Origin of the sequence: Kribbella lupini (genome assembly GCF_039529595.1) — a bacterium.
GTDB lineage: Bacteria > Actinomycetota > Actinomycetes > Propionibacteriales > Kribbellaceae > Kribbella > Kribbella lupini.
The window spans coordinates 1,411,454-1,435,117 of the sequence record NZ_BAAANC010000001.1 but is presented as its reverse complement, the minus strand read 5'-3'; the positions used below and the strand labels follow the sequence as shown (position 1 = coordinate 1,435,117).

Sequence of the window (23,664 nt, the reverse complement as noted above, 5' to 3'; positions counted from 1 at the left end):
GAACACTTCCGGTCATGACACGACTCGCCCGCCCCAGTCGTCAGGTCGCCCTGGCCGGTCTCGCCGCAGCCGCCCTGCTGGCCTCGCCACTCCTAGCCACCTCGCCCGCCTCAGCCGGGCCGACGGCCCAGCCGCAGCCCGCTGCGAGCACTGTGCCCTCACTGATTCCCAAGCCCGCCCACCAGCAGGCCCTGCCCGGTCAGAGCTTCGCCCTGCAGCCCTGGTCCCTCGTCGGCCTCGAGACGAGCGCCAAGGAGAGCCGCGCGGCCAGGAAGGTCGCCGACGGCCTCACCAGCCAGCTCCGCCGCTCCACCGGCTACCCGCTCCCGATCATCCCGGCCGTCCCCGGCCTGGTCGATGTGAGGCTCTCCACCAACGGCCCAGCCTCGCTCGGCGCCGAGGGCTACCAGCTGCGGGCGGACCGCTCGACCCTGAGCGTCGTAGCAGCCACCCCGGAGGGCCTGTTCCGCGGTGTGACCACCCTGCGCCAGTTGCTGCCCGCCAAGGCGGAGTCGAAGACCCGTCAGGCCGGCCCGTGGCGCATCAGCGGTACTGCGATCTCCGACTCGCCCCGGTACGGCTACCGCGGCGCCATGCTCGACGTGTCCCGCCACTTCTTCTCCGTCGCGGAGGTGAAGCGCTACATCGACCTGGCCTCGCTGTACAAGCTCAACAAGCTGCACCTGCACCTGTCCGACGACCAGGGCTGGCGGATCCAGGTGGACAGCTGGCCGCGCCTCACGACGTACGGCGGCAGCCTGGAGACCACCGGGACGCCCGGCGGCTCCTACACCAAGGCGGAGTACGCCGCGCTCGTCCAGTACGCCAGCGACCACTTCATGGAGGTCATCCCCGAGATCGACACTCCGGGTCACACCAACGCGGCCCTGGCGTCGTACGCCGAACTGAACTGCGACGGCGTCGCTCCCCCGCTCTACACCGGCACCGAGGTCGGCTTCAGCTCCCTGTGCGTCGGCAAGGACATCACGTACGACTTCCTGGACGACGTGTTCCGCGAGGTCGCCGAGCAGAACCCCGGCAGCGTGCTGCACCTGGGCGGCGACGAGGCGCACTCGACGCCGCACTCGGACTACCTGACCTTCGTGCCGAAGGCCTCCGCCCTGGTCGCGAAGCAGGGCAAGAAGGTGATGGGCTGGCAGGAGATCGCCGAGACGCCCCTCCCGCCGGGCAGCATCGCGCAGTACTGGGGGACCGACGACGAGCGGTCCCGTGAGCTCGCCCGCAAAGCCGCGGCGCAGGGCGCCAAGGTCGTCCTGTCCCCGGCGAACCGGGCCTACCTCGACATGAAGTACGACGCGAGCACCCCGATCGGGCAGGACTGGGCCGGTCTGGTCAGCGTCCAGAAGTCGTACGACTGGAACCCGTCGACGCTGATCCCGGATCTGCCGGAGAGCGCGATCGCGGGCGTCGAGGCGCCGCTGTGGACCGAGACGCTGGACGACGTGGACAAGCTCGAGTACATGGCGTTCCCGCGGCTGCCGGGCATCGCCGAGCTGGGCTGGTCGCCGGCCTCCGCGCTGGACTGGACGACGTACGCCGACCGGCTGGCCGGTCAGGGCTCGCGCTGGGACGCGCTCAGCGTGAACTTCTACCGGGCACCCGAGATCGCCTGGCGGTAACCCGTTCGTGAGTAGGGCCCTGGGAAGCCGGGGCCCTACTCCTGCGTAAGGACCCTTTCGAGCAGCCAGGCGGCGTCCTGGTCCAGATCCTGCTCGGCGAGCACCACCGCGGTCACCCGCTCGCCGGCAGTGAGCTCCAGCCGGTAGACGTACCGGTCAGGCTGCGGCTGTCCGGTGCCCGGCGGCTGCTCGGTCAGCCGGACGGCGACCGCCTCGAGCACCTCGGCGTCGGGTTCGCCGGAGGTGTCCAGCTCGCCACTGGTCTGCAGTCCGGCGAATCCACCGCTGCGGCTGACTTTGAGAAACACCGAATACTCCCCGGGTCGTGGTCCGCCCAAACCTTTCCGGACCCGGCCGGTTCTGTCCAGGTTCGCGCGACACGCCGACGAAAAAAGCGCCGCCAGGAAGGCCATCACCCGGCGTACAGGGGACGGAGCCCTTCCTTGTCCGCGACCGGAAAGGCTCACGGTGGCAGGCGCCGCGACGTTTCAGCAGGTCGCCGGGGGTTTCGTTGTCTCCGGCCGGTTCCGCCGCAGCGCGCCGACGCCCTGTCGGGCCCGTCAGGACGCGGTCACAGAACGTGGCGGGCGGCAACTTTACGCGACACGTGTTCGTGGTCACCCCTTCCACGCGGCCCCAGATCGGCTACAGTTGTGCCGTTGCAGTTTTGGACTCCCATTGACTTTCGCTGTGCTGCATGGCCGGTTCTGTCTATCTGGGGCCTTTCGGCGACACGTGGCTCATGAGGTGTGGGTCGCGGTTTGTTACAAGCCATCAAGGAGATAGACACAAATGGCTGTCGGTACTGTCAAGTGGTTCAACGCTGACAAGGGCTTCGGCTTCATCACCCCGGATGACGGTGGCGCGGACGTGTTCGCGCACTACTCGGCCATCCAGACCTCGGGCTTCCGCTCGCTGGACGAGAACCAGCGCGTCGAGTTCGAGATCACCCAGGGCCAGAAGGGCCTGCAGGCGGAGAACATCCGTCCGATCTGATCCCCGGATCAGTTCAGCTCTTCAGCACGGCAAAAATCGAGCGGGCCGTTCACCTTCGGGTGGGCGGCCCGTTCGCCGTTCCGCGGGTGGTTGCGGTGCGATTGAATCGGGGTACCAGTTCGGCCACAAGCCACCCCGAGGAGACCGATGACCGAGCAGGACCAGGCCGGCAACTACAGCCGCGACGACGAGGACAAGGGCGAGCGGCTCGACCGCCACTGGAACGAGCTGCTCCAGGAGCTGCGGCTGGCCCAGACCGGCACGCAGATCCTCTTCGCGTTCCTGCTCGGCATCGCCTTCCAGAACCGGTTCCAGGACGCGGACACCTTCACCCACGACGTGTACGCCGGCACGCTGGTCGCCGCCGCCCTGGCGGTCGCCCTGTTCCTCGCCCCCGTCTCGTTCCACCGGATCCTCTTCCAGCAGCGGTTGCGCGACCGGCTCGTCCCGATCGCGCACCACCTGGCCAGCGCCGGCCTGGTCTTCCTGATCGCCGCCATGTGCGGCGGCGTCCTGCTCGCCCTCGACGTCGTCCTCAGCCGCACGGTCGCGATCGTCGTCGTCGCGGTCGTCCTGGTCTGGTTCCTCGCGTTCTGGTACATCCTGCCCGCCTACGTACGGCGTACGAGCAGGAACGGCAACAGCTAGCGCAGCCGTGGCATGACCTCGGCCGCCACCTGCTCGAGGACCGACTCGGTGCCGGCGTACACGCCCTCGGCGCGAGGCCAGTGGGTGATGACGTCGGTGAAGCCGAGCTTCGCCGCGCGGGTGACCGCTTCCTCGAAGGCGTCGGCGCTGGTGAGTGAGTAGGCCTTCGAGTCCAGCGACAGGTACCGGTCGAACGGACGGCCTTCCAGTACGTCGTCCAGCCGGTGGCTGAGGTCCGTGACGGAGGTCCACCAGCTCTCCAGGTCGTCGGCCTTGCCGCCGGTGGTCACCCAGCCGGCGCCGTACTCGACCGCCAGGCGGAGCGAGCGCGGCCCGTTCGCGGCCATCACGAACGGCACCCTTGGTTGCTGGACGCAACCAGGCCGGGTACGGCCGTTGCGGGTCTCGTAGTACTCGCCGTGATGGTCGACACCGTCCGTGGTGAGCAGCTTGTCGAGCAGCTGGGTGAACTCGGTGAGCCGGTCGACCTTCTGCCGCGGCGTGAGGTCCGGACCGCCGAGGATGGTCGTGTCGATCCCGCCGCCGGCGCCGATGCCGCACAGGAAGCGGCCGTTCGAGATGTCGTCCAGGGCGAGGATCTCGCGGGTCAGCGCGAGCGGGTGCCGGAAGTTCGGCGAGGTGACGAAGGTGCCGAGCCTGACCGTCGAGGTGACCAGCGCGGCCGCGGTCAGTGTCGGCGTCGTTCCGTACCAGGGTGAGTCCTGCAGACCGCCCCAGGTCAGGTGGTCGTAGGTCCAGACGTGGTCGAAGCCGAGCTCTTCGGCCGCGCGCCACTTCGGCGCCGCCTCGCTCCAGCGGTACTCGGGCAGGATCGTGATTCCGAATCGCATGCCCGCACAGTAGTCCGCGGGATCGAGATGTGGCCGGGCCCACACGATAGTTGCATTTCGCCACGATTTTCGACACGGTCGTAAGGCAGTCCCCCCGAACCTTGGAAAAGGAGGCGCGCCGAAGCGAGGCGTGTAGCAGCTGTGGCGATCGACATCGAGGATCAGCACCAGTCTTCCGATCACGAGAACGAGCACCCCGCACTGGCCACCCCACCACCACCCGGCAGCCGAAGTCGCGGCTCGGGGCTGGACCGGATCGTCTTCGGTGTCACCGCGGCGATCGCCCTGGCCTTCGTGGCCTGGGGATTCGCCGACTCCGGCGGACTCGGTACGGCGTCCGACAGCGCGCTGACCTGGGTCGAGCACAACACCGGCTGGCTGTTCGTCCTGCTGGCCTCGGGTTTCGTCGTCTTCGTGATCTGGCTGGCCGCCGGCCGCTACGGGCGGATCCCGCTCGGCGCCGACGACGAGCAGCCGGAGTTCAAGACCGTGTCCTGGGTCGCGATGATGTTCAGCGCCGGCATGGGCATCGGCCTGATGTTCTACGGCGTCAGCGAGCCGTTGTCGCACTTCACCGCTCCCCCGCCGGGCACCGTCGAGGCCGGGTCGTCGCAGGCGCTGGAGACCGCGATGGCGACCACGTTGTTCCACTGGACCCTGCACCCGTGGGCGATCTACGCCGTGGTCGGCATCGCCATTGCCTACGGCACCTTCCGGCGCGGCCGCTCGCAGCTGATCAGCTCGGCGTTCGCGCCGCTGCTCGGCCGGCGGACCGAAGGACCGGTCGGCAAGGTGATCGACAGCCTCGCGATCTTCGCGACGCTGTTCGGATCGGCCGCGTCGCTGGGCCTCGGCGCGCTGCAGATCGGGTCCGGCGTCCAGATCCTCGGCTGGATGGACAAGGCCGGCAACGGCGTCCTGGTCGCGGTGATCGCGATCCTGACCGCGGCGTTCGTCGCGTCGGCGGTGTCCGGTGTTGCCAAGGGCATCCAATGGCTGTCCAACATCAACATGGTGCTGGCCGTCGTCCTGGCCGTGTTCGTGTTCGTGGTCGGGCCGACCGTGCTGATCCTGAACCTGGTGCCGACGGCCATCGGTGACTACTTCCGCGACCTGGCCGACATGGCGGCGCGGACCGAGGCCAGCGGCGGCGACGCGATGGCCGAGTGGCTGTCCGGCTGGACCGTCTTCTACTGGGCCTGGTGGATCTCGTGGACGCCGTTCGTCGGCATGTTCATCGCGCGGATCAGCCGCGGCCGGACGATCCGGCAGTTCGTCACCGGCGTCCTGCTGGTGCCGTCGCTGGTCAGCCTGGTCTGGTTCTGCGTGTTCGGCGGTGCCGCGATCAACGCCCAGCGCAACGGGACGGACATCGCCGGGCAGTCGACGCCCGAGGGCCAGCTGTTCGGCTTGCTGGACACGTTCCCGCTCGCGTCGGTGGCCACGGTCGTGGTCGTCGTCCTGGTGGCGATCTTCTTCGTCTCCGGCGCCGACGCCGCGTCGATCGTGATGGGCACGCTGTCCGAGCGCGGGTCGATCACACCGAAGAAGCCGCTGGTCGTGTTCTGGGGTGTGCTGACCGGTGCGGTCGCGGCGGTGATGCTGCTGGCCGGCGGCGGTGGGGCCGAGGCGCTGCAGGGGTTGCAGAACCTGACGATCGTCGCGGCACTGCCGTTCGCGCTGGTGATGGTCGGGCTGGCGGTCGCGCTGGCCAAGGATCTGCGCACCGACCCGTTGATGCTGCGGCGCGAGATCGGGACCGAAGCGGTCGAGAACGCGGTGATCGAAGGCGTCTCGGCGCACGGCGACGACTTCTCGCTGGTCGTCACCGGCAACGGGCACGACGAGGAGGGCACCCGGGTGCCGGAGCCGACGCAGCCGCGCGACGTCGTACCGCCACCGAAGGGCTGAGGCGGAATAGATTGAGGGTTCAACTACATTGGAAGGGGTAAGACTTCCGAGAGGGTGGACCCACATGAAGAGTCCGGTGCTGTACCTGAGCCATGGCGCACCGCCGCTGGCCGACGACCACGAGTGGACGGCGGAACTGGCGGCGGTGTCCGCGGGCATCGAGCGGCCGACCGCGATCCTGATCGTGTCGGCGCACTGGGAAGCGGCACCGCTCACGCTCGCCGCGACCGAGACCGTCCCGCTGCTGTACGACTTCTGGGGCTTCCCGGACCGCTACTACCAGGTCCAGTACGCCGCTCCCGGTGCGCCCGAGCTCGCCGCGCAGGTGCGCAAGCTGCTCCAGGTGCCCGGCACGCCCGTGTACGACGACCCGTCGCGCGGGCTCGACCACGGCGCTTACGTGCCGCTGAAGGAGATGTACCCGGACGCGGACGTCCCGGTGCTGCAGGTCTCGATGCCGACGCTGGACCCGGCGGCGCTGTTCGCGATCGGGCGGAAGCTGGCGCCGTTGCGCGACCAGGGCGTGCTGATCGTGGGCAGCGGGTTCACGACGCACAACCTGCGTGCCGTGAACCTGGCCGGGGCACCGGGCGCGGCCGCGCCGACGTGGTCGGTCGAGTTCGACGACTGGGCCCGGCGGGCGCTCGCGGCGCAGGACGTCGACTCGCTGATCGACTTCCTGCACAAGGCGCCGGCCGCCGGGATCGCGCACCCGCGGACCGAGCACTTCGCGCCGCTGTTCGTCTCGCTGGGCGCGGCCGAGGAGTCCCTCGGGACGGCGGAGACGGTGATCGACGGGTTCTGGTACGGGCTCTCGAAGCGCTCCTGGCAGATCGGCTGACGCTCCCCCCATTTGGTGGGTTAACCCGTCAAGTTGCCCCTTGGCCCACCGGATTTCTGTGGGCCAAGGGTGCAGGTCGAGGGTTAACCCACCAAACGATTCGTGGGGCAGGCGGCTCAGGCCGTCGGCGTCGGGAAGTGCGCGATGGCGGTGGAGCCGAGGCTGCTGATCCAGACCTTGCCGTCGCGTTCCCGGACGCCGGTCGGCATCTTGAACTGCGGGTGCGTACCGCGCAGGTCGTGCACGAGGTGTCCGGCGTCGTCGTACGCCTGGATCTCGATGATGTCGGCGGGCTTCGGCTTCAAAGCGTCGGGCAGGTTCCAGACCAGCTTGCGGAACACCGGCGCCTTGGGCAGCAGCGTGTCGAGCACGGCGTTGCGCGGTGAACCGATCGCAACCCAGATCAGACCGTCGGAGCCGCGCGAGATGTTGTCCGGCAGGCCCGGGATCGGCGCGACGAGCTCCGGTACGGCGTCGTCCGTGGTGAGGTCGAGCTTGAAGAGCCCGTAGCCGGCGGTCTCGGCGAAGAACAGCGTCCGCTGGTCGCCGCTCAACGCGACGCCGTTCGGGAACGGGCGACCGGTCACGAGCTCCGTCACCTCACCGTCGGGGCGGAGGCGGTAGACGCTGCCGGTCGACGAGTGCTCGAGCAGGTCGGCCATCCACTCGTGCACGCCGAACCGGGTGGAGGAGTTGGTGAAGTAGATCGTGCCGTCGTCGGCGACGTCCGCGTTGTTGCAGAAGCGCATCGGCTGCCCGGCGATCTCGCCGAGCAGCGTGCTCACGCGGCCGTCACGGTCCATCGTCAGCAAGCCGCGGTTCGCGTCGCAGATCAGGACCGTGCCGTCGGCCAGCCACTCCAGGCCGAGCGGGCGGCCGCCGGTGTCGGCCAGCGTGGTGATCGTCAGCCCGTCCGCGCTGACCCGCAGGATCCGGCCGTCGCTCAGACCGGTCAGCACACTGCCGTCCTCGTCGATCAGCGTGTCCTCGGGCCCGTGGCCCGGCACGGCCACGACCTCGACGGTAATCGACTCGGCCTCACGGGCCGGCGGTGCGGGCGGGGGCGTCCAACGAACCGGCTCGATACGCGACTTCATGACCCGAGCCTAGAAGGCTTCGTCCTTCGGCGGGAACAGTCCACGCGTGTCCCCGCCGCCGAACCAGATCCCGATCGCGAACGCGGCTGTTGCCTCCAGCAACCGCGCGCGCTCCAGGCTGCCGGCGTGGACAGGCTCGCAGCCGAGGTCGCGGACGAGTTGGGCGACCTGGTCGAGGGCGTGCTGGTCGTCGCCGCAGATCGGTACGCCGAGCGGTTGACCGGACAGCGGGGCGCGACGCCACACGGAGTCGGCGGCGAGGTTGAACGCCTTCACGACGCGCGCCTGCCCGGCGTACCGGCTGATCGTCTCGGCCATCGCGTCGACGGCGAGCGTGATGCCCGGGTGGGTGATCGCGTTCGTGCAGTCGATCAGCGTGCTGTTGCCGAGCTCAAGCGCTCGGACGGTGGCCACCGCCGCCTCGGCCGGTACGGCGAGCAGGACGACTTCGCCGAACGCCGCGGCGTCCTGCAGGCTGCCTCCCCGCACTCCGAGCCGGTCGCCGACCTCGCGTGCCCGCTCGACCGACCTCCCGCCGACGAAGAGCTCGTGGCCCGCCTTCGCCCACTGCCCCCCGAGCGCTTCCGCCATCGATCCGTTGCCGAGGATCCCGATCCGCATGCTCACTCCTCCTGGGTGTTGGAGGCCGTGACGCTAGCCGGGACGAAACACACCTCCCGGTGCCCAACGCCCGGTGCACACTGGACCGGTGACGAAGTTCTACGCGGACTGCCAGGCCCGGATCGCCGCCGACCTGATCAGCGGCACCTGGCCGATGGTGGTCGTCTACTCGCTCTCGAAAGGCCCGGCCCGCCCCGGCGACCTGCGCCGCAAGATCGGCGGCATCAGCCAGAAGGTGCTCACCGAGACGCTGCGTCGCCTCGAGCACAACGGCATCGTCGAACGCCGCCGGTACGCCGAAGCGCCGCCGCGCGTCGAGTACTCACTGACCGAGGCCGGGCGCGACCTGCTCGTCCCCATCGAGGCCCTGGGCGACTGGGCCGCCAAGCACGCGTCGACGGTCCTGGACGCGCAGGAGTCCGCCTGACCGCTACTCCCCCGTGGCGCCGTCCAGGTGTTCCCGCAGGAGATCGGCGTGGCCGTTGTGCCGCGCGTACTCCTCGATCATGTGCGTGACGATCCACCGCAGGCTGTACGACGTACCGTCGTCGACGGCCACGTGGTCGCCCGGCAGCCCGGCGATCGCCGTACAGGCCCGGGCCACGGAGTCCTTGTAGCGCTGGAGATCCTCGTCGTACTTGGCCGGGTCCAGGTCGGACCACGCGGCGCCAGGCGCCGCCTCGGACCCGTACGGGTACGGCGTCGGCGCGTCCGTGAACGGCGCGACGAGCCAGCCGAGCTCGTCCTCGGTGAGATGCCGGACCATCCCGTGCAAGGTGAGCCCCGACGGCTTCAGCACCGCCGTCCCCAGTTGCTCCGGCGTCAGCCCCTCGCACTTCCACAGGAACGTTCCCCGCTGGAAGTCGAGAAACCCGAGCAGGGTCTCCATCTCGTCGGCGATGAGTGGCGGGTCGACCCGTCCGTGGAGCTCCATGGACGGCAACTATTCCCGGTCCGCCGCACCGAGCAACCGGCGGGTCAGCGTGTCACGAGCGGACAGCAGTTCGGCGGCCGCAGCCTGGAGCTGCGTGTCGCCGGGAGCGGTGCCGGCTTCGGCGGCCAGCAGGATGGCACGGCGTACCAGCTCCTTGGCGAACGACGCGGTCGTCCCTTCGGTCGCGCTGACGACTTCGTCGACCATCGCGGGGCTGAGGTCGAGGGTGGGTCCGTAGAGACGCAGCAGGCGGGCCCTTCCCACCGCGTCCGGAAGCGGGACCTCGACGGCGAGGTCGACCCGCCCCGGTCGCTCGGCCAGGGCGGGCTCGAGGATGTCCGCGCGGTTGGTCGTCAACAGGAACGCGACGTCCGCGTCCTCGGCGAGACCGTCCATCTCGTTGAGCACCTGGAACAACAACGGGTTCTCGCCGCCGTGCAGGTGGTCCCGCGACTCGGCGATCAGGTCGCAGTCCTCCAGTACGACGAGCGCCGGTTGCAGCTTCCGGGCCAACGCGCACGCCTCCCCGACGTACTGGATGCTGGTCCCCGCCAGCAGCACGACCGTGAACTCCGGCAGCCGCGAGAGTAGGTACCGCACGGTGTGGGTCTTGCCGGTGCCCGGCGGCCCGTACAGCAGGATGCCGCGCCGCAGGTGCTGTCCCCCGCGGAGCAGGGCCTCGCGGTGCTCCGCGACCCCGATCACCTCACGCTCGACGCGCTCCAGCACGCCGTCCGGCAGTACGACGTCGTCGCGCGAGATCCCCGGCCGCGGGTGCAGCCGGAACGGCCCGACGCCGTGGCCGAACTCGTGCGGCTCGAACGACACCACTTTGCCGCGGAACACGTTGTGCTCGCGAACCAGGTCCGGCAGCGCCTTCATCAGGCGCTCCCCGGCGTCGCGCGAGGTGGCGAGCACCTCGACCTGCACGGTCAGCCGCCCGTACTGAGGGTTCGCGGCCCGCAGCAACGCGACGTACCGGTCGTCGCCCTGCTGCCCGAGGTAGAACCCGAACGCGACACAGTCCATCTCGACGCCGACGTCGATCTCCAGGCGTTGGTAGTCGACCGCGCCGACCCCGAACCACCCGTGGACCCCACCCAGCTCGAGCAGGTCCGCCAGTGAGTGGTGCCCGCGGTCGGAGCCGACCAGGCCGATCACCTCGGCGCGCTCGAACCAGCTCTCGAGCGCCAGCTGCACGTTCGGCAGGTCGAACGACGGGAAGCTCGCCGAGACGACCGGCAGGTCCTCGGGCTCGACCTCCAGGTGGTCCCGCAACCTGTCCCTCAGGTTCTCCCGGGCGATTCCCTGAGGCGTCTGGTGCATCCGCTCGAGAAAGGCCAGGAACAACCGGGAGAACTCCGCGACCTCGTCCCGCTCCGGCATCCGCGTCTCCGCTCAGATGGCGGGAGTAGCGGAGGGGTCCTCCGATACTCCCGATAGGATTCTCAGCATGACATCGACTGAGTCCACCGATCGTCCCTATGCGAGCTACCCGGTTCGCATCGGTGTTCAGATCCAGCCCCAGCACGCGCAGTACGCCGACATCCGCCGGACCGTGGCGAAGGTCGAGGAGCTCGGCGTCGACGTGGTGTTCAACTGGGACCACTTCTTCCCGCTGTCCGGTGAGCCCGACGGGCTGCACTTCGAGGCCTGGACGATGCTCGCGGCCTGGGCCGAGGCGACCGAGCGGATCGAGTTCGGCGCGCTGGTGACCTGCAACTCGTACCGCAACCCCGAGCTGCTCGCCGACATGGCGCGCACCGTCGACCACATCAGCGACGGCCGGCTGATCTTCGGCATCGGGTCCGGCTGGTTCGAGCGCGACTACGACGAGTACGGCTACGAGTTCGGTACGGCGGGTGGCCGGCTCGACGCGCTCGGCGAGGCGCTGCCGCGGATCGAGCAGCGCTGGGCCAAGCTGAACCCGAAGCCGACCCGCGACATCCCGGTGCTGATCGGCGGTGGTGGTGAGAAGAAGACGCTGAAGCTCGTCGCCCAGCACGCGACCATCTGGCACGGCTTCGGCGACGCCGAGACGATCGCGCACAAGCACGCCGTACTGGACGGGCACTGCGCGACGATCGGGCGCGACCCGGGCGAGATCGAGCGCTCGGTCGCGGTCGGCGACAAGAAGCCGGAGGAGGCCGCCAAGGCGCTGTACGACGCCGGCAGCCGCCTGTTCACGATCCACACCTCGGGCCCGGACTACGACCTCGGGCTCGTCCGCGACTGGCTCGCCTGGCGCGACGAGACCAACCAGGCCTGATTCTGCTGGGTGCCCGTGCTCACCTTCGAGCACGGGCACCCAGTGTTCAGCGGAAGGCTTCGGCTGCTTGCTGGAGCCTGGCCTGGTGGTTCTCCCACCAGGCGGCGTCACGGTCCTCGATGTTCGGGTTGCTCGCGCGCAGCCCGACGGCGTTGTCGATGGTTTCGCGGACGATGTCGGCGTGGCCGGCGTGGCGGTTGGTCTCGGCGACCACGTGGACCAGGATCTGGTGCAGGGTGACCTCGTTCTCGCCCCACCACGGGACCTTGCCCACCGAGTCCAGCTCCAGCGCGTCGATCGTCGCGTCGGCGTGCGCGGTGACCTGGCGGTAGAGGTCGACGAGGTGGTCGCGCGACTCGTCTTCGGTGGCCCACAGATCGGCCTCGGGCTCGGCGTCGTCGTCCCACCAGGGCAGGTGCTGACCGAACGGCCGCCCGAACGTGTCACCGAAGTACCCGGCCTCGACGATCGTCAGGTGCTTGACCAGCCCGAGCAGGTTGGTGCCGGTCGGCGTGAGCGGCCGGCGGACGTCGTACTCGGAGAGTCCTTCGAGCTTCCACAGCATCGCCTCGCGCACCGAGCGCAGGTAGTTGTGCAGCGTCAGTTTGGGATCCACGCGCACACCCTAGGCGGGCGTTCGGTTCGGCCGGTGCTTCGCTAGGATTTCCCGCATGTCTACGCTGCCTACGAACGGTTCGGTGCTGCCCATCACGCGGTGGGGCGAGGACGTCATGCACCGGCTGAACCAGCCCGTCACCGACTTCGGCGACGACCTGCAGAAGCTGGTCGCCGACATGGTCGCGACGATGAACGCGGCCGAGGGTGTCGGGCTGGCCGCGAACCAGGTCGGCGTCGACCTGCAGCTGTTCGTCTTCGACTGCCCGGACAAGGACGGCAAGCGTCACCAGGGCGTCGTCTGCAACCCCAAGCTCGAACTGCCCGAGGGCAAGGACCGCCAGCTCGACGAGGGCGAGGAAGGCTGCCTGTCGCTGCCCGGCGCGTTCACCAAGTGCGCGCGGCCGGACTTCGCCCGGGTGACCGGCGTCGACCAGCACGGCGAGCCGGTCACGTACGAGGGCAACGGCCTGCTCGCCCGCTGCCTGCAGCACGAGACCGACCACACCCAGGGCATGGTGTTCGGCGACCGGCTGTCGCGCAAGTACAAGCGCCGGTTGTTCGCGGAGGCCGAGGAGCTGGCGCCGGACTACCCGAGCGACTGGCCGGTCTCCCCGATGCTGAACGCCGAGGAGCACGAGGACCAGCCGGTCGCGGAGTAATCCTGGGGCTCAGAGTCAAGCCGCCTTCGATTGGCGCCCCAGGGCGACCCACACCAGTACGCCAGCGCCGAGGCCGTATGCGATCCCCGGCTCCCACGGTGACACCCATGCGTCGGCGGTCTTGGCCACCGTCGGTTCGGCCGGGTCGTAGACGATCTCGACCTGGCCGCCGATCTCCGGCAGTACGTCGTACCGGCTGATCTCGGTGGTGATTCGCTCACCCCCGGCGATCGCGTACTCCGCCGTGAAGGACCCAGGCCCCCGGGACAACGGCGACGGCACGTCGAGCACGGTCGCCGTCACCCGCACCCCCCGCGCGTCCAGCCGCGCGAGCTCCACGACAGCGTTCGCGCCGATCCCGAGCGCGACCACCGCCGCCACCAGGCACCCGATCAACCGCACAGGCGCCCTGAAATCCCCGAGACTCCGCCGCATGCCGGTGAGACTATCGACGCAGACCCCCCGGTTCCCCGCGAGGTGACGCCATGCGCGCCCTACCGCCGTACGAGCAGGCGACGCTCGACCTCGACCTGCCCGTACTCGAAGCCTGGGCGAGCCGGCACCCCGACCGCGTCGCCGGGCTCGTCGTCGACCGCGCCGGCTTCGAGGCCGGCATCGGCCACGTTCTGCTGATCGTCGAGATCCACGACCACACGGCCGTACGGCGAACGCACACCGAGCTCGCCCCGCTCCTCAGCCGCCCCGAACACCTCCGCGTCCGCACCCGGTTCCCGGAGCCGGTCGATCTCCACGTCCCGCCGGATCGGCCGGTCCCGTTGCCGCCAAGGGTGCTCACGCCGTACGAGCAGGCGACGCTCGATCTCGACCTGCCTGTGCTCAAAGTCTGGGCCGAGGAGCATCCGGGACTCGTTGCCGAGGTCAACGTCGACCGGCAGGCGTTCGACTCGAACGTGGGGCACGTGGTGCTGGTGCTTGAAGTGCGTGACCACACCGCCGTACGGCGGACCCAGGCCGAGGTCGGCGCCTTGCTGCAGCGGCCGGAGCATCTGCGGGTCCGGGTGTGGGCGCCGGATCCTGCGGAGCTCGAGCTGCTGAGTCGGCTGGTGTGGGATCTGCAGTCGACCACCGACACCCAGATCGCCGGCACGGGCCCGGATCCGGTGACCGGACTGCTGCAGGTCGCGCTCGATCGGCGCGATCCCGAGTTCACCGCCCGCCTCCGGGCGATTCACCCGGGCTGGATCCAGGTCCTGCCGGACCCGCAGGAGATGCCCGTTCCCCTCGCCCGGCCCGTCTCGTGATGCGGCAACTGCCGCCGTACGAGGCGCGGGCGATCGAGGCCGACTGGCCAGCGGTTGCTGCCTGGGTGGCAGAGCGGCCGGAGCTGGAGGCTGAGGTCGTGCTGGACTGCTTGGGGTTCCTGTCCGGGCACGGGGTGACGCGGATCGTGGTGTACCTGCGGGATCCAACGGCAGTACGGCGTACTGAGCAGGAGCTGGCCGCGGTGCTGCGTTCGCCCGAGCGGCTCCGGGTGTGGGAGTGGACCGGGGACTCCGACGAGAAGCGCCGGGTGCAGCAAACGGTGATGCAGATGCGGAACGCCGAGGGACCGGGCATCGCGCGGGTGACCTTCAGCGTGACCAGCGGGTCGAGCCCGGTGATCGAGGTGAGCCTGGACCGATGGGACCCGGTCTTCGCCGCGGAGCTGGAGGGAATCCGGCCGGGCTGGGTGAGGGTGTCCCGCGAGCCGTTCGACGGCAACTGGCACGACATCGGGTAGCCGACTGTTGCCCTAGGCAACTCGGACGGACCGTACCGTGGACAGATGCGTGAGCTGTCCGCCTACGAGCAGGCGACGATCAGGCTCGATCTCCCGGTGATCGAGCGCTGGATCGCGGCGCATCCCGCCCTCGGCGCCGAGGTGGTCGTCGACCACGACGCGTACGACTCGAACGCGGGCCACATCCTCCTGATCGTCCGCCTCCTCGACCACACCGCCGTACGGCGCACGCGCGATGAGCTCACCGGGTTGCTGTCCCGCCCGGAGCACCTCCGGGTCCGCAAGTGGAGATGGATGCCGGACCCCGAGGAGATCAGCCGGCTGCAGCACATCGTGTCGGAGATGCGAGCCGACGGTCCGGACCGTGGGCGGGTCAGTGTCACCTGGCCGGACATGACGACCGGGTTCCTCGTGGTCGCTCTGGATCGCGAGGATCCCGCGTTCGCTGCCGAGATCGAGGCGATTCGGCCAGGCTGGGTGACGGTGCATCCTGAACCGATCCGTGTGGATCCGCTGGTGTGACTACCAGAGCGAGGACTTGAGGTCGTTCTCGAGGATGGCTTCGACGGTTTCGGTCGGGGTTTGGTGGGTGGTGTCGAGCCAAAGGCCTCGGCGGGGAGTGGCCAAGAGGTCTCGTTCGAGGGCTCGGACGGCGTCGGCGAGAGTGCCGTCGGCTGCTTGCCAGTCGCGGTACGCCGTGGAGCCTCGGCCCAGTTCGCGTTCGACGACGGAGTCGATGGAGGGGACCAGCACGACCAGGTGTGGCTCGACGTCGTGCAACGCGTCGAACCAGCGTGCGACGTCCGGACCGAGGATGATGTCGGAACAGGTGAAGTCGAAGCCGGCGTCGGCGTAGTGCTGGGCGATCTTGGCGGTGGCGGCGTACCGGAGCTCCAGCTGACGAATCGCTTCGGGTGACGGGTCCGGTGTCATCCCGACCGCGCCCGCGACGACCCCGCGGTAGAAGACGTCGCCGTCGAGGGTCGCCGCGGGCGGGCCGAGGCGGGACGCGAGCAGCGGCGCGACGGTGGACTTGCCCGCGGCCTGCAGGCCGGTGATCAGGACGACTTTCCGCATATGGCCAATCCCACCACGCCCGTCCAGCACTTTTCGTCGCTAAGCTGCGCCTGTGCCACCGATGCAGAGCGGCCCAGGGTCCAAGCGCCCGGTCACGCTCGACGACGTCGCCCGGTACGCCGGGGTGTCGCAGCCGACCGCGTCGCGGGTGCTCAACGGCAGCGCCCGCAAGGTCGCCGAGAGCTACCGTGAACGCGTCCTCGCCGCGGCCCGTCAGCTCGGCTACACGCCGAACCTGCCCGCCCAGGCGATGGCCCGCGGCACGTCGCGCACCGTCGCGCTGGTGATCAGCCTGATCTCCGACCCGTACTTCTCCGCGATGGCCGCCGAGATCATGAAGCAGGCCGAGGCGGTCGGCCTGCACGTCTCGATCGCCGTCACCGAGCGGCACGCCGACCGCGAGCTCGACCTGGTCCGCGAGCTGCGCGGCCAGCAACCGCGCGCGATCATCCTCGCCGGGACCGGGTACGTCGACCCGCCGTCGGAGCAGGAACTCGTCGACGAGCTGCGCCGGTACGAGGAGACCGGCGGGCGCGTCGTACTGATCAGCCGCAACGACCTACCGTTCGAGACCGTCGACTTCGACAACCACGAAGGTGCGCGATCGTTGGCGCGCGAGCTGGCCGGCCTCGGGTACCGCCGCTGCCTGGTCCTCGGCATCGCCACTCCCCTGCTGTCGATGCAGCAACGCGTCGAGGGCTTCGTCCAGGGCCTGCGCGACTCCGGTGTCAGCGATCCGCGTGTCCACCACCTCGATTTCAGCTGGGTCGGCGCTCGCGACTTCGTGCTCTCACTGACCGACGACGAGCTGCGCGATCTCCAACTGGTGTTCGCGGTCACCGACGACATGGCCCTCGGCGCGCTCGCCGGCCTGCGCGAGCGCGGGCTGCGGATCCCCGAGGACATCGGCGTCTCCGGCTTCGACGACATCAGCACGCTGCGCGACGTCGTACCGAAGCTCACGACGGTCCACGTCGCCCTGAACACCGTCGCCGAAGAAGCCGTCTACCGCGCCACGACCACGGACACGGAACTCACCCGCCGCACGGTCCCGGCCTATCCCGTACTCCGCGCGAGCACGCCCCCGCTCACGCGGTGAGCGGCAGCCGGTAGGCCCGTTCCTGGCCGTAGGCAACAAATCCGATGCGCTGCAGGATCGGCGAGCTGGTGGTGACGTTGCCCTGCGAGAGCGCCATCGTCGCGCCGTGCTCGACGGCGTACGCCAGCCGACCGACGACCATCGCCTGGTAGATCCCGCGGCCGCGCTGCGACTCCAGCACTCCGGAACCTGCCAGCCGAGCGACACCGTCCACGACCTCGACAGATCCCACGCCAACCGGCGTACCGTCCAGGTAGGCGGCAAGTGCGCCTCCGGCTCCGGCTTCGAACTTCTCCCGCTCCTCCGCGGCCCGCTGGGCAAGCAAGTCGTCGGACGCCCTGGTCCCGCCGAACATCACGGTCGCGACGGCGTTCACGTCCCGCGCGACCTCGAAGGTGGTCGCCCACCGGAGCTCTGGAAGATCGGGCGCCTTGATCTCAGCCGGCAGCGGCATCGCTAGTACGTCGTACGTGTCGCCCAGCTCGCCACCGCGCGCCAGCAAGGCCTCGTCGAGCCCGTCGGGCGCGCTGAGGCGGACGGTCACCCACGCCTCCGGCCGGCCGAACTCGGCGGCCCGCGTGACGATGTCGGTCAGTACGGCGTCCGCCGGGCGCGACGAGCGGACCCACTGCACCATGAGGTGGCTGCCGAACCGCTCTGGCATCCGCACCATCCGGTACTCGGGGGTCTCCACGACCTCCGATCCCAGCGGCGCCGTCCCGCCCCACGCGTCGTTCGCTGCCGTGACCGTCGCCAGCTCGAGCTCGTCCATGGCGGGGAGGGTACTCAACCATCGGCGCAGGCCGACCGGTGATTTGAGACTTTCGCGAACGGCTGCCGCTGGACCTTTCACCAAAGCTTCCCTCAAGCACTTCAATCATATGATTTAGTCGTATGAGACAGGACATTCGGGAGTTGGCGACCGGGGTTTGTGAGCTGCTGGCGGTTGGGGAACCGGCGCATCCCTCGCGGGACGCGTCCTTCGGGCCGGTGCGCAACGAGATCTTCGAAGAGTTGGTGGGGCTGGGGTTTCGGTCGGTTGCACTGGAGACGGATCGCGTTGCGGCGTTGGCGGTTGACGATTTCGTGCGGGGCGGGATTGGCAGTCTGGACGCGGTGATGAGTGACGGGTTCTCCCACGGGTTCGGTGCTGTGGAGGCGAATCGTCAGCTGGTGGGTTGGATGCGCGAGTACAACCAGGACCGGCCGGACGCGGAACGCTTGTCGTTCTACGGTTTCGACGCGCCGACCGAGAGCACCAGTGCGCCCAGTCCGCGGTCGTACTTGGAACACGCTCTGGACTACCTGGGTGAGGAGCTCGATCTTGTTGAGCTTCTTGGCGATGACGAGCGGTGGAGTCGGCAGGAGGCGATCCTCGACTCGGGGACGTCGATCGGTGCGACCGCCGAGGCCGTCCGACTCCGAGCGGTCGCCGACGACCTGCTCACCAGGCTCTACATCCGAGCCCCCGAGCTGATCGCCGCGACCTCACGGGCCGCCTGGTACCGCGCTCGCGTCCACGCCAACGCGGCGCTCGGTCTGCTGCGTTACCACCAGCAAGCCGCGCAGCAGACCGACGAGACCACCCGCGTCTCGGGTCTCCTCGCCGTCCGCGACGCGATCATGGCCCAGAACCTGCTCGAGATCCGGACCCTCGAAGATCTCCGCGGCCGTACCCTGGTCTGCGCCCAGAACGCCCACCTGCAACGCAATCGGAGCACCCTGCAGATGGGTGGGATGACGCTCACGTGGCACTCCGCCGGCGCCATCCTCGACTCGCTCATCGGCGACCGGTACGCCGTGGTCATCAGCACCCTCGACGCCACCGGGCTCGACCGAGTCACCGCGGAGGCCGCCGACGCGATTTTGCCTGTAGTCAAGGCAGAATGAGCCCATGCCCGCCCAGACCCTGACCGTTCTTCCTCCGACCTTCAGCATCGAGCATCACGCTGGTGCTGCACCGCAGCTCCCGAGCGGCGACTGGTGGGCGATGTCCCGGACCCCGGAAGGCGTCACCGTCCTGGCCGAACTGACCGGCGACAGCTCCGCCGAGCCCTGGCGGGCCTTCTACAACCACGCGGCACACGACCTCGACCAGCCCGGCATGCTGGCCGCGATCGTCCAACCGCTCGCTGCTGCAGGGCTGTCGGTCTTTGCGGCTTCCACTTACCAGGCCGACCTGGTGCTGGTCGCCGCCGACGCGCTGGACCAAGCCATCGCCACCCTCGAAGCCGCCGGCCACACGGTCGTTGTCTGAGGCCGCCGGCCCCACGGGCGACCGCCCGTACGTCTGACGTTCAGCCGCCTATGCAGGCGGCTGAGCGCTGCGCCAGGCAGCGGCAGTGATCGAGTAGATCGTGGCATCGAACTCGACCCCGTCCTCCTCGAGAACCGCCGTGTGGTCGAAGGTCATGCCGAGCCGGCGCATCACCGCGATGCTGCGCTCGTTCGGGGTGTCGGTGACCGAGATGACGCGGGGCACGTCCAGGTCGGTGAAGGCGTGCGCCAGCCAGGACGCCGCCGCCTCGGTGGCGTAGCCGTGGCCCCAGTGCTCGCGGGCGAGGCGCCAGCCGAGCTCGAGGTCGTCGGGATACCAGGGTTCGGTCTGCAGCCCGCAGGCGCCGGGGAAGGCGCCGTCGGTACGGCGTTCGATGGCGAGGAATCCGAGCCCGTCGCCGGCGTACCGGGCGTTGACCTGCTCGGCGATCCGGTCGGAGGCCTCGCGGGTGAGGGGCTCGCCGCCGAGGTAGCGCATCACCTCGGGGTCGGCGTTGAGCGCGGCCCACGGGTCCAGATCCGTTGCCTGGAAGGGGCGAAGCAGGAGACGGGCCGTGGTGCGCATCAGGGGCGGGTGGCGTAGAAAGCGACCGCGGCGGACGAGGCGACGTTGAGGGAGTCGACGCCGCCGGCCATCGGGATGCGGACGGTGAGGTCGGACTCGGCCAGGACGTGCGGCTTGAGGCCGTGGCCTTCGGTGCCGAAGATCAGCGCCAGCTTCTCGTCGTGCCGGGCGGTCAGGTCGTCGAGGGTGATCGAGTCGTCGGTGAGAGCGAAGGCCGCAGTGATGAAGCCGTGGGCCTTGAGCTTGGCCAGGTCACCGGGCCAGGACGTCAGGCGGGTCCACGGGACCTGGAAGACCGTACCCATCGAGACCTTCACCGAGCGGCGGTACAGCGGGTCGGCGCAGGTCGGGGTCACCAGGACGGCGTCGACGCCCATCGCCGCGGCGGCGCGGAAGCCGGCGCCGACGTTGGTGTGGTCGACGATGTCGTCAAAGATCGCGATCCGGCCGGTGTGGACGCTGTCCAAGAGCGCGTCGAGGTCGGCCGGCGGTTGGCGCTTGTACGACGCGAGCGCGCCACGGTGGACGTGGAACCCGGTGACGTGCTCGGCCAGTTCCTCGGTGACGAGGTAGACCGGTGCCTCCGGCCACTTCTCCAGTACGTCGGCCAGCGTGTCGAGCCAGCGCGGCGCGAGCAGGAACGAGCGGGGCTCGTAGCCGGCCTCGGCGGCTCGGCGGATGACCTTGTCGCCTTCGGCGATGAAGAGCCCGTGCTCCTCCTCCAGCAGGCGGCGCAGGTTGACCTCGCGAAGCTGCACGTAATCGGACAGGCGCGGGTCGTCGGCCCGGTCGATCTCGACGATCACGCGTCCACCACCACTTCAAGCACTGTGCCGTGGCGGTTCATCGGCGGACCTGGGCGGCCACCTCGACTACGTTGCCGATGACAACGATCGCGGGGGCGCCGATGCCGGCGGACTGGGCGGTGGTGGCGATGCTCGCCAGGTCGGCGGTGACCATCTCCTGCGACGGAAGGGTGCCGTCGGCAATCACCGCGGCGGGAGTCGTGGCCGGCCGGCCGTGCTCCAGCAGGGTGGCGGCGATCTTGGGCAGGTTCTCCACGGCCATCAGCAGGACGAGCGTGCCGTTGAGTTGCGCGAGCGCCTGCCAATTGATCAGCGAGTCCGGGTGGTCCGGCGGGATGTGGCCCGAGACGACCGTGAACTCGTGAGTGACGCCGCGGTGCGTCACCGGGATGCCGGCAGCCGCGGGGACCGAGATCGAGCTGGTGATGCCCGGGACGACCGTCCAGGCGACCCCGGCCTCGGCGCACGCGATGGCCTCCTCGAAGCCGCGGCCGAACACGTACGGGTCCCCGCCCTTCAGCCGTACGACGAGCTTGCCGGCCAGCGCGCGGTCGACGAGGATCCGGTTGATCTCCTCCTGCTGGGCCGAACGGCCGCGCGGGAGCTTGGCGGCGTCGATCAGTTCGACCTCGGGGTGCAGTTCGTCGAGGAGCTGCTGGGGAGCGAGCCGGTCGGCGACGACCACGTCCGCCTCGGCCAGGAGCCGGCGGCCGCGCACGGTGATCAGGTCGGGGTCACCCGGCCCGCCGCCAACGAGATACACGCCGGGCTGCTTGTCGAGCGAGTCGCGGGCGCCGAGCGAGCCGGTGCGGAGCTCTTCCAGGATCGCGTCGCGGACGGCGGCCGATCGGCGGTGGTCGCCCGCGCCCAGGACGCCGATGGTGACGTGGTCGTGCTGGCCCGACGCCGGCGTCCACGCGGTGGCACGGGAGCGGTCGTCGGAGCGGACGCAGAAGATGCGCCGCTCCTCGGCCTCGGCCGAGACCTGGTCGTTGACGTCGGCGTCGTCGGTCGCCACCACGACGTACCAGGCGCCCTCCAGGTCGCCGGCGGCGTACCCGCGCTCGACCCAGCGCAGGTCGGGGTTGGTGAGCAGGCCCTCGATGGTGGGGGTGATCGCGGGTGAGACGAGGTCGATCTGGGCGCCGGTCTCGAGCAGCCGCGGGAGGCGGCGCTGGGCCACTCCCCCGCCGCCGACGACCACCACGCGACGCCCGGTGAGGACGAGGCCGGACAGGTACGGAGCGGGCTCGATCACGCTTCCTCCCCGGCGGCAATTCCGGCTGACTCGAAAGTGGCCATCTCAGCCAACGCTCGGACTGCGCAACAAAGAATGGGGTAGGCCAGTACGGCGCCGGTTCCCTCACCCAAGCGGAGGTCCAGGTCGACCAGCGGCTGGAGGCCCAGGGCCTTCAGCGCGACGGCGTGGCCCGGCTCGGCGGAGCGGTGGCCGGCCACGCAGTAGTCGACGGCCGACGGGTGCAGCGCCTGGGCGACGAGCGCCGCCGCGCCAGCGATGACGCCGTCGAGAATGACCGGAACCTTGTTCGCGGCCGCGCCGAGGATGTAGCCGGCGAGGGCGGCGTGCTCGAGTCCGCCGTACGCCGCCAGAGCCTTCAGCGGCTCGGTGGCAGGGACCTCGTGCAGCACCAACGCGGCCTCGACGACAGCGGTCTTGTGGGCGAGCGTGGCGTCGTCGATGCCGGTGCCGCGGCCGGTGACCTGGTCGGCGGTCGCGCCGGTGAAGGTCGCGATCAGGGCGGCGGAGGCCGTCGTGTTGGCAATCCCCATGTCGCCGGTGAGCAAGCAGCGGTACCCGTCCAGGACGAGCTTGTCGGCGAGCTCGAAGCCGACCGCGACGGCGGCCAGCACCTCGTCGTCGGTCAGCGCCGGCCCGACGGACAGGTCCCGGGTGCCGGGACGGACCTTGGCGTGCACGATGTCCAGCTGGTCCACGTCGCTGGCCACGCCGACGTCGACCACCCGGACGTCGACCCGGTTGTTGGTCGCGAAGGCGTTCACCGCGGCACCACCGGCGGCGAAGTTCGCCAGCATCGCGGCGGTCACTTCCTGCGGCCAGGGCGAGACGCCCTGAGCGTGCACCCCGTGATCAGCCGCGAAGACAGTGACTACCGCCGGTGAGGGCACCACTGCGCCGGTCATCCCCGCGACGCGGACGGACAGGTCCTCCAGTACGCCGAGTGAGCCTGCTGGTTTGGTCAGCGACTGCTGACGCTGCGTGGCGGCTGCCATCGCCGCCTCGTCGGCCGGGCCGATCCGGGCCAGGTACTCCTCCACCGCAGCTCCTCCAGAGTTCGTCGTCGGCCGTCAGCACACGGCCAACCCTGATCTTCGCATCCCGGGCGCCGCGCCCCGGCCGGAGTCCAAGCCACAGGGCCAGTAATGTCGGAATCACCACACGCGAGATCCCGGGAGGATCATCAGATGTCGCTCGAACGGCCGGTCGCGCAGGACCCGTACGAGAAGCTGCCCACGGTGGGCTCGTTCACGCTCACCAGTACCGACTTCGCCGACGGCGAGACCCTCGGCGACGCGCAGGTCTTTGCCGCCGGCAACACGTCGCCGCAGCTCAGCTGGAGCGGGTTCCCGGCGGAGACCAAGGGCTTCGTGGTGACCTGCTACGACCCGGACGCGCCGACCCCGTCCGGGTTCTGGCACTGGATCCTGGTCAATCTGCCCGCCGACGTGACCGAGCTGCCGGCCGGCGCCGGGGCGACGCCGCGGCTGGACAACGGCGCGTTCCACGTCCGCAACGACTTCGGCACCAAGGACTTCGGTGGCGCGGCCCCGCCGGCCGGCGACCCGGCGCACCGCTACTACTTCGTCGTGCACGCGCTCGACGTCGACAAGCTGGACGTCGACGAGGAGGCCAGCGCCGCGGTGGTCAGCTTCAACCTGGCCTTCCACACCCTGGCCCGCGCGATCGCGACCCCGGTCTACGCCAACCCCGAGTAGCAGTCGGTACGGCGGGGAGCCGGCTCCCCGCCGTACCG

General features: G+C 69.8%; 29 protein-coding genes. 15 read left to right on the top strand and 14 right to left on the bottom strand.

Annotated features, from left to right (window positions below; all coding sequences use genetic code 11):
* The first annotated feature begins 14 nt into the window (after positions 1 to 14).
* A complete protein-coding gene (locus ABD235_RS06525; RefSeq protein WP_344170921.1) occupies positions 15 to 1,640 on the top strand; it encodes a beta-N-acetylhexosaminidase in 1,626 nt (541 codons plus the stop codon).
* A 35-nt stretch (positions 1,641 to 1,675) separates the two neighbouring features.
* On the opposite strand, the gene ABD235_RS06520 is transcribed toward ABD235_RS06525, so the two are convergent.
* Positions 1,676 to 1,948, bottom strand: a complete 273-nt coding sequence (locus ABD235_RS06520; RefSeq protein ID WP_344170918.1) for a protealysin inhibitor emfourin — start codon at positions 1,946 to 1,948, stop codon at positions 1,676 to 1,678.
* Between the two features lie 484 nt (positions 1,949 to 2,432).
* Between ABD235_RS06520 and ABD235_RS06515 the strand changes: the two genes are divergently transcribed.
* Both ABD235_RS06515 and ABD235_RS06510 read left to right on the top strand, forming a co-directional pair.
* Positions 2,433 to 2,636, top strand: coding sequence for a cold-shock protein (locus ABD235_RS06515; protein ID WP_012921273.1), 204 nt, complete (start codon positions 2,433 to 2,435; stop codon positions 2,634 to 2,636).
* A gap of 147 nt (positions 2,637 to 2,783) precedes the next feature.
* Positions 2,784 to 3,284, top strand: a complete 501-nt coding sequence (locus tag ABD235_RS06510; RefSeq protein WP_344170915.1) for a DUF6328 family protein — start codon at positions 2,784 to 2,786, stop codon at positions 3,282 to 3,284.
* On the opposite strand, the gene ABD235_RS06505 is transcribed toward ABD235_RS06510, so the two are convergent.
* Complete coding sequence (locus ABD235_RS06505) at positions 3,281 to 4,135, bottom strand: LLM class flavin-dependent oxidoreductase (protein WP_344170912.1); 855 nt, start codon at positions 4,133 to 4,135, stop codon at positions 3,281 to 3,283. The genes ABD235_RS06510 and ABD235_RS06505 overlap by 4 nt on opposite strands.
* A gap of 141 nt (positions 4,136 to 4,276) precedes the next feature.
* On the opposite strand from ABD235_RS06505, the gene ABD235_RS06500 reads away from it, so the two are divergent.
* Entirely contained in the window at positions 4,277 to 6,046 is a 1,770-nt protein-coding gene (locus tag ABD235_RS06500; RefSeq protein WP_344170909.1) for a BCCT family transporter, read from the top strand.
* A gap of 64 nt (positions 6,047 to 6,110) precedes the next feature.
* Positions 6,111 to 6,887, top strand: coding sequence for a dioxygenase family protein (locus ABD235_RS06495; protein WP_344170906.1), 777 nt, complete (start codon positions 6,111 to 6,113; stop codon positions 6,885 to 6,887).
* A gap of 116 nt (positions 6,888 to 7,003) precedes the next feature.
* On the opposite strand, the gene ABD235_RS06490 is transcribed toward ABD235_RS06495, so the two are convergent.
* Together ABD235_RS06490 and ABD235_RS06485 are read right to left on the bottom strand one after the other, a co-directional pair.
* Positions 7,004 to 7,984: an SMP-30/gluconolactonase/LRE family protein gene (locus tag ABD235_RS06490; protein WP_344170903.1), complete on the bottom strand. Its 981-nt coding sequence runs from the start codon at positions 7,982 to 7,984 to the stop codon at positions 7,004 to 7,006.
* A 9-nt stretch (positions 7,985 to 7,993) separates the two neighbouring features.
* The gene (locus ABD235_RS06485) at positions 7,994 to 8,605 is read right to left on the bottom strand and encodes an NADPH-dependent F420 reductase (RefSeq protein ID WP_344170900.1); all 612 of its coding nucleotides are present in this window, start codon (positions 8,603 to 8,605) and stop codon (positions 7,994 to 7,996) included.
* 88 nt (positions 8,606 to 8,693) lie between these two features.
* On the opposite strand from ABD235_RS06485, the gene ABD235_RS06480 reads away from it, so the two are divergent.
* The gene (locus tag ABD235_RS06480; RefSeq protein WP_344170897.1) at positions 8,694 to 9,032 is read left to right on the top strand and encodes a winged helix-turn-helix transcriptional regulator; all 339 of its coding nucleotides are present in this window, start codon (positions 8,694 to 8,696) and stop codon (positions 9,030 to 9,032) included.
* Between the two features lie 3 nt (positions 9,033 to 9,035).
* On the opposite strand, the gene ABD235_RS06475 is transcribed toward ABD235_RS06480, so the two are convergent.
* Positions 9,036 to 9,539: a DinB family protein gene (locus ABD235_RS06475; RefSeq protein ID WP_344170894.1), complete on the bottom strand. Its 504-nt coding sequence runs from the start codon at positions 9,537 to 9,539 to the stop codon at positions 9,036 to 9,038.
* A gap of 9 nt (positions 9,540 to 9,548) precedes the next feature.
* The gene (locus tag ABD235_RS06470) at positions 9,549 to 10,925 is read right to left on the bottom strand and encodes an AAA family ATPase (protein ID WP_344170891.1); all 1,377 of its coding nucleotides are present in this window, start codon (positions 10,923 to 10,925) and stop codon (positions 9,549 to 9,551) included.
* A gap of 67 nt (positions 10,926 to 10,992) precedes the next feature.
* On the opposite strand from ABD235_RS06470, the gene ABD235_RS06465 reads away from it, so the two are divergent.
* Positions 10,993 to 11,808, top strand: coding sequence for an LLM class F420-dependent oxidoreductase (locus ABD235_RS06465; protein ID WP_344170888.1), 816 nt, complete (start codon positions 10,993 to 10,995; stop codon positions 11,806 to 11,808).
* 46 nt (positions 11,809 to 11,854) lie between these two features.
* Here ABD235_RS06465 and ABD235_RS06460 read toward each other — a convergent pair whose 3' ends face one another.
* Complete coding sequence (locus ABD235_RS06460) at positions 11,855 to 12,424, bottom strand: DinB family protein (RefSeq protein WP_344170885.1); 570 nt, start codon at positions 12,422 to 12,424, stop codon at positions 11,855 to 11,857.
* Between the two features lie 55 nt (positions 12,425 to 12,479).
* Between ABD235_RS06460 and def the strand changes: the two genes are divergently transcribed.
* Positions 12,480 to 13,085 (top strand): peptide deformylase, encoded by a 606-nt coding sequence (def, locus tag ABD235_RS06455; protein ID WP_344170882.1) that lies wholly within the window; start codon positions 12,480 to 12,482, stop codon positions 13,083 to 13,085.
* Positions 13,086 to 13,100: 15 nt separating this feature from the next.
* Here def and ABD235_RS06450 read toward each other — a convergent pair whose 3' ends face one another.
* Complete coding sequence (locus ABD235_RS06450; protein ID WP_344170879.1) at positions 13,101 to 13,520, bottom strand: DUF3592 domain-containing protein; 420 nt, start codon at positions 13,518 to 13,520, stop codon at positions 13,101 to 13,103.
* 50 nt (positions 13,521 to 13,570) lie between these two features.
* Between ABD235_RS06450 and ABD235_RS06445 the strand changes: the two genes are divergently transcribed.
* From ABD235_RS06445 to ABD235_RS06435, 3 genes are read left to right on the top strand one after another with little or no spacing between them, the layout of a single operon-like run.
* Positions 13,571 to 14,347 (top strand): hypothetical protein, encoded by a 777-nt coding sequence (locus tag ABD235_RS06445; RefSeq protein ID WP_344170876.1) that lies wholly within the window; start codon positions 13,571 to 13,573, stop codon positions 14,345 to 14,347.
* Complete coding sequence (locus ABD235_RS06440; RefSeq protein ID WP_344170873.1) at positions 14,347 to 14,826, top strand: hypothetical protein; 480 nt, start codon at positions 14,347 to 14,349, stop codon at positions 14,824 to 14,826. Before ABD235_RS06445 ends, ABD235_RS06440 begins: the two co-directional genes overlap by 1 nt.
* A 45-nt stretch (positions 14,827 to 14,871) precedes the next feature.
* On the top strand, positions 14,872 to 15,348 hold the full coding sequence (locus tag ABD235_RS06435) for a hypothetical protein (RefSeq protein ID WP_344170870.1): 477 nt from the start codon (positions 14,872 to 14,874) through the stop codon (positions 15,346 to 15,348).
* Here ABD235_RS06435 and ABD235_RS06430 read toward each other — a convergent pair whose 3' ends face one another.
* On the bottom strand, positions 15,349 to 15,903 hold the full coding sequence (locus tag ABD235_RS06430) for an AAA family ATPase (protein WP_344170868.1): 555 nt from the start codon (positions 15,901 to 15,903) through the stop codon (positions 15,349 to 15,351).
* Between the two features lie 61 nt (positions 15,904 to 15,964).
* Between ABD235_RS06430 and ABD235_RS06425 the strand changes: the two genes are divergently transcribed.
* Complete coding sequence (locus tag ABD235_RS06425; RefSeq protein ID WP_344173674.1) at positions 15,965 to 17,002, top strand: LacI family DNA-binding transcriptional regulator; 1,038 nt, start codon at positions 15,965 to 15,967, stop codon at positions 17,000 to 17,002.
* Here ABD235_RS06425 and ABD235_RS06420 read toward each other — a convergent pair.
* Entirely contained in the window at positions 16,992 to 17,774 is a 783-nt protein-coding gene (locus ABD235_RS06420) for a GNAT family N-acetyltransferase (RefSeq protein WP_344170865.1), read from the bottom strand. The two genes, ABD235_RS06425 and ABD235_RS06420, sit on opposite strands and share 11 nt — an antisense overlap.
* A gap of 122 nt (positions 17,775 to 17,896) precedes the next feature.
* Between ABD235_RS06420 and ABD235_RS06415 the strand changes: the two genes are divergently transcribed.
* A complete protein-coding gene (locus tag ABD235_RS06415) occupies positions 17,897 to 18,892 on the top strand; it encodes an erythromycin esterase family protein (RefSeq protein WP_344170862.1) in 996 nt (331 codons plus the stop codon).
* 4 nt (positions 18,893 to 18,896) lie between these two features.
* Entirely contained in the window at positions 18,897 to 19,259 is a 363-nt protein-coding gene (locus ABD235_RS06410) for an ACT domain-containing protein (protein ID WP_344170859.1), read from the top strand.
* A gap of 48 nt (positions 19,260 to 19,307) precedes the next feature.
* Here the strand turns inward: ABD235_RS06410 and ABD235_RS06405 are convergent, their stop codons facing one another.
* The 4 genes from ABD235_RS06405 to cobT are packed head-to-tail and all read right to left on the bottom strand — an operon-like array spanning position 19,308 to position 22,948.
* Positions 19,308 to 19,844 (bottom strand): GNAT family N-acetyltransferase, encoded by a 537-nt coding sequence (locus ABD235_RS06405; RefSeq protein WP_344170856.1) that lies wholly within the window; start codon positions 19,842 to 19,844, stop codon positions 19,308 to 19,310.
* Entirely contained in the window at positions 19,844 to 20,650 is an 807-nt protein-coding gene (locus tag ABD235_RS06400; protein ID WP_344170853.1) for a TrmH family RNA methyltransferase, read from the bottom strand. Before ABD235_RS06400 ends, ABD235_RS06405 begins: the two co-directional genes overlap by 1 nt.
* A gap of 37 nt (positions 20,651 to 20,687) precedes the next feature.
* Entirely contained in the window at positions 20,688 to 21,908 is a 1,221-nt protein-coding gene (cobA, locus tag ABD235_RS06395) for a uroporphyrinogen-III C-methyltransferase (RefSeq protein WP_344170850.1), read from the bottom strand.
* The gene (gene cobT / locus ABD235_RS06390) at positions 21,905 to 22,948 is read right to left on the bottom strand and encodes a nicotinate-nucleotide--dimethylbenzimidazole phosphoribosyltransferase (protein ID WP_344170847.1); all 1,044 of its coding nucleotides are present in this window, start codon (positions 22,946 to 22,948) and stop codon (positions 21,905 to 21,907) included. Before cobT ends, cobA begins: the two co-directional genes overlap by 4 nt.
* Positions 22,949 to 23,095: 147 nt before the next feature.
* Between cobT and ABD235_RS06385 the strand changes: the two genes are divergently transcribed.
* On the top strand, positions 23,096 to 23,626 hold the full coding sequence (locus ABD235_RS06385; protein ID WP_344170844.1) for a YbhB/YbcL family Raf kinase inhibitor-like protein: 531 nt from the start codon (positions 23,096 to 23,098) through the stop codon (positions 23,624 to 23,626).
* Positions 23,627 to 23,664 lie beyond the last annotated feature (38 nt).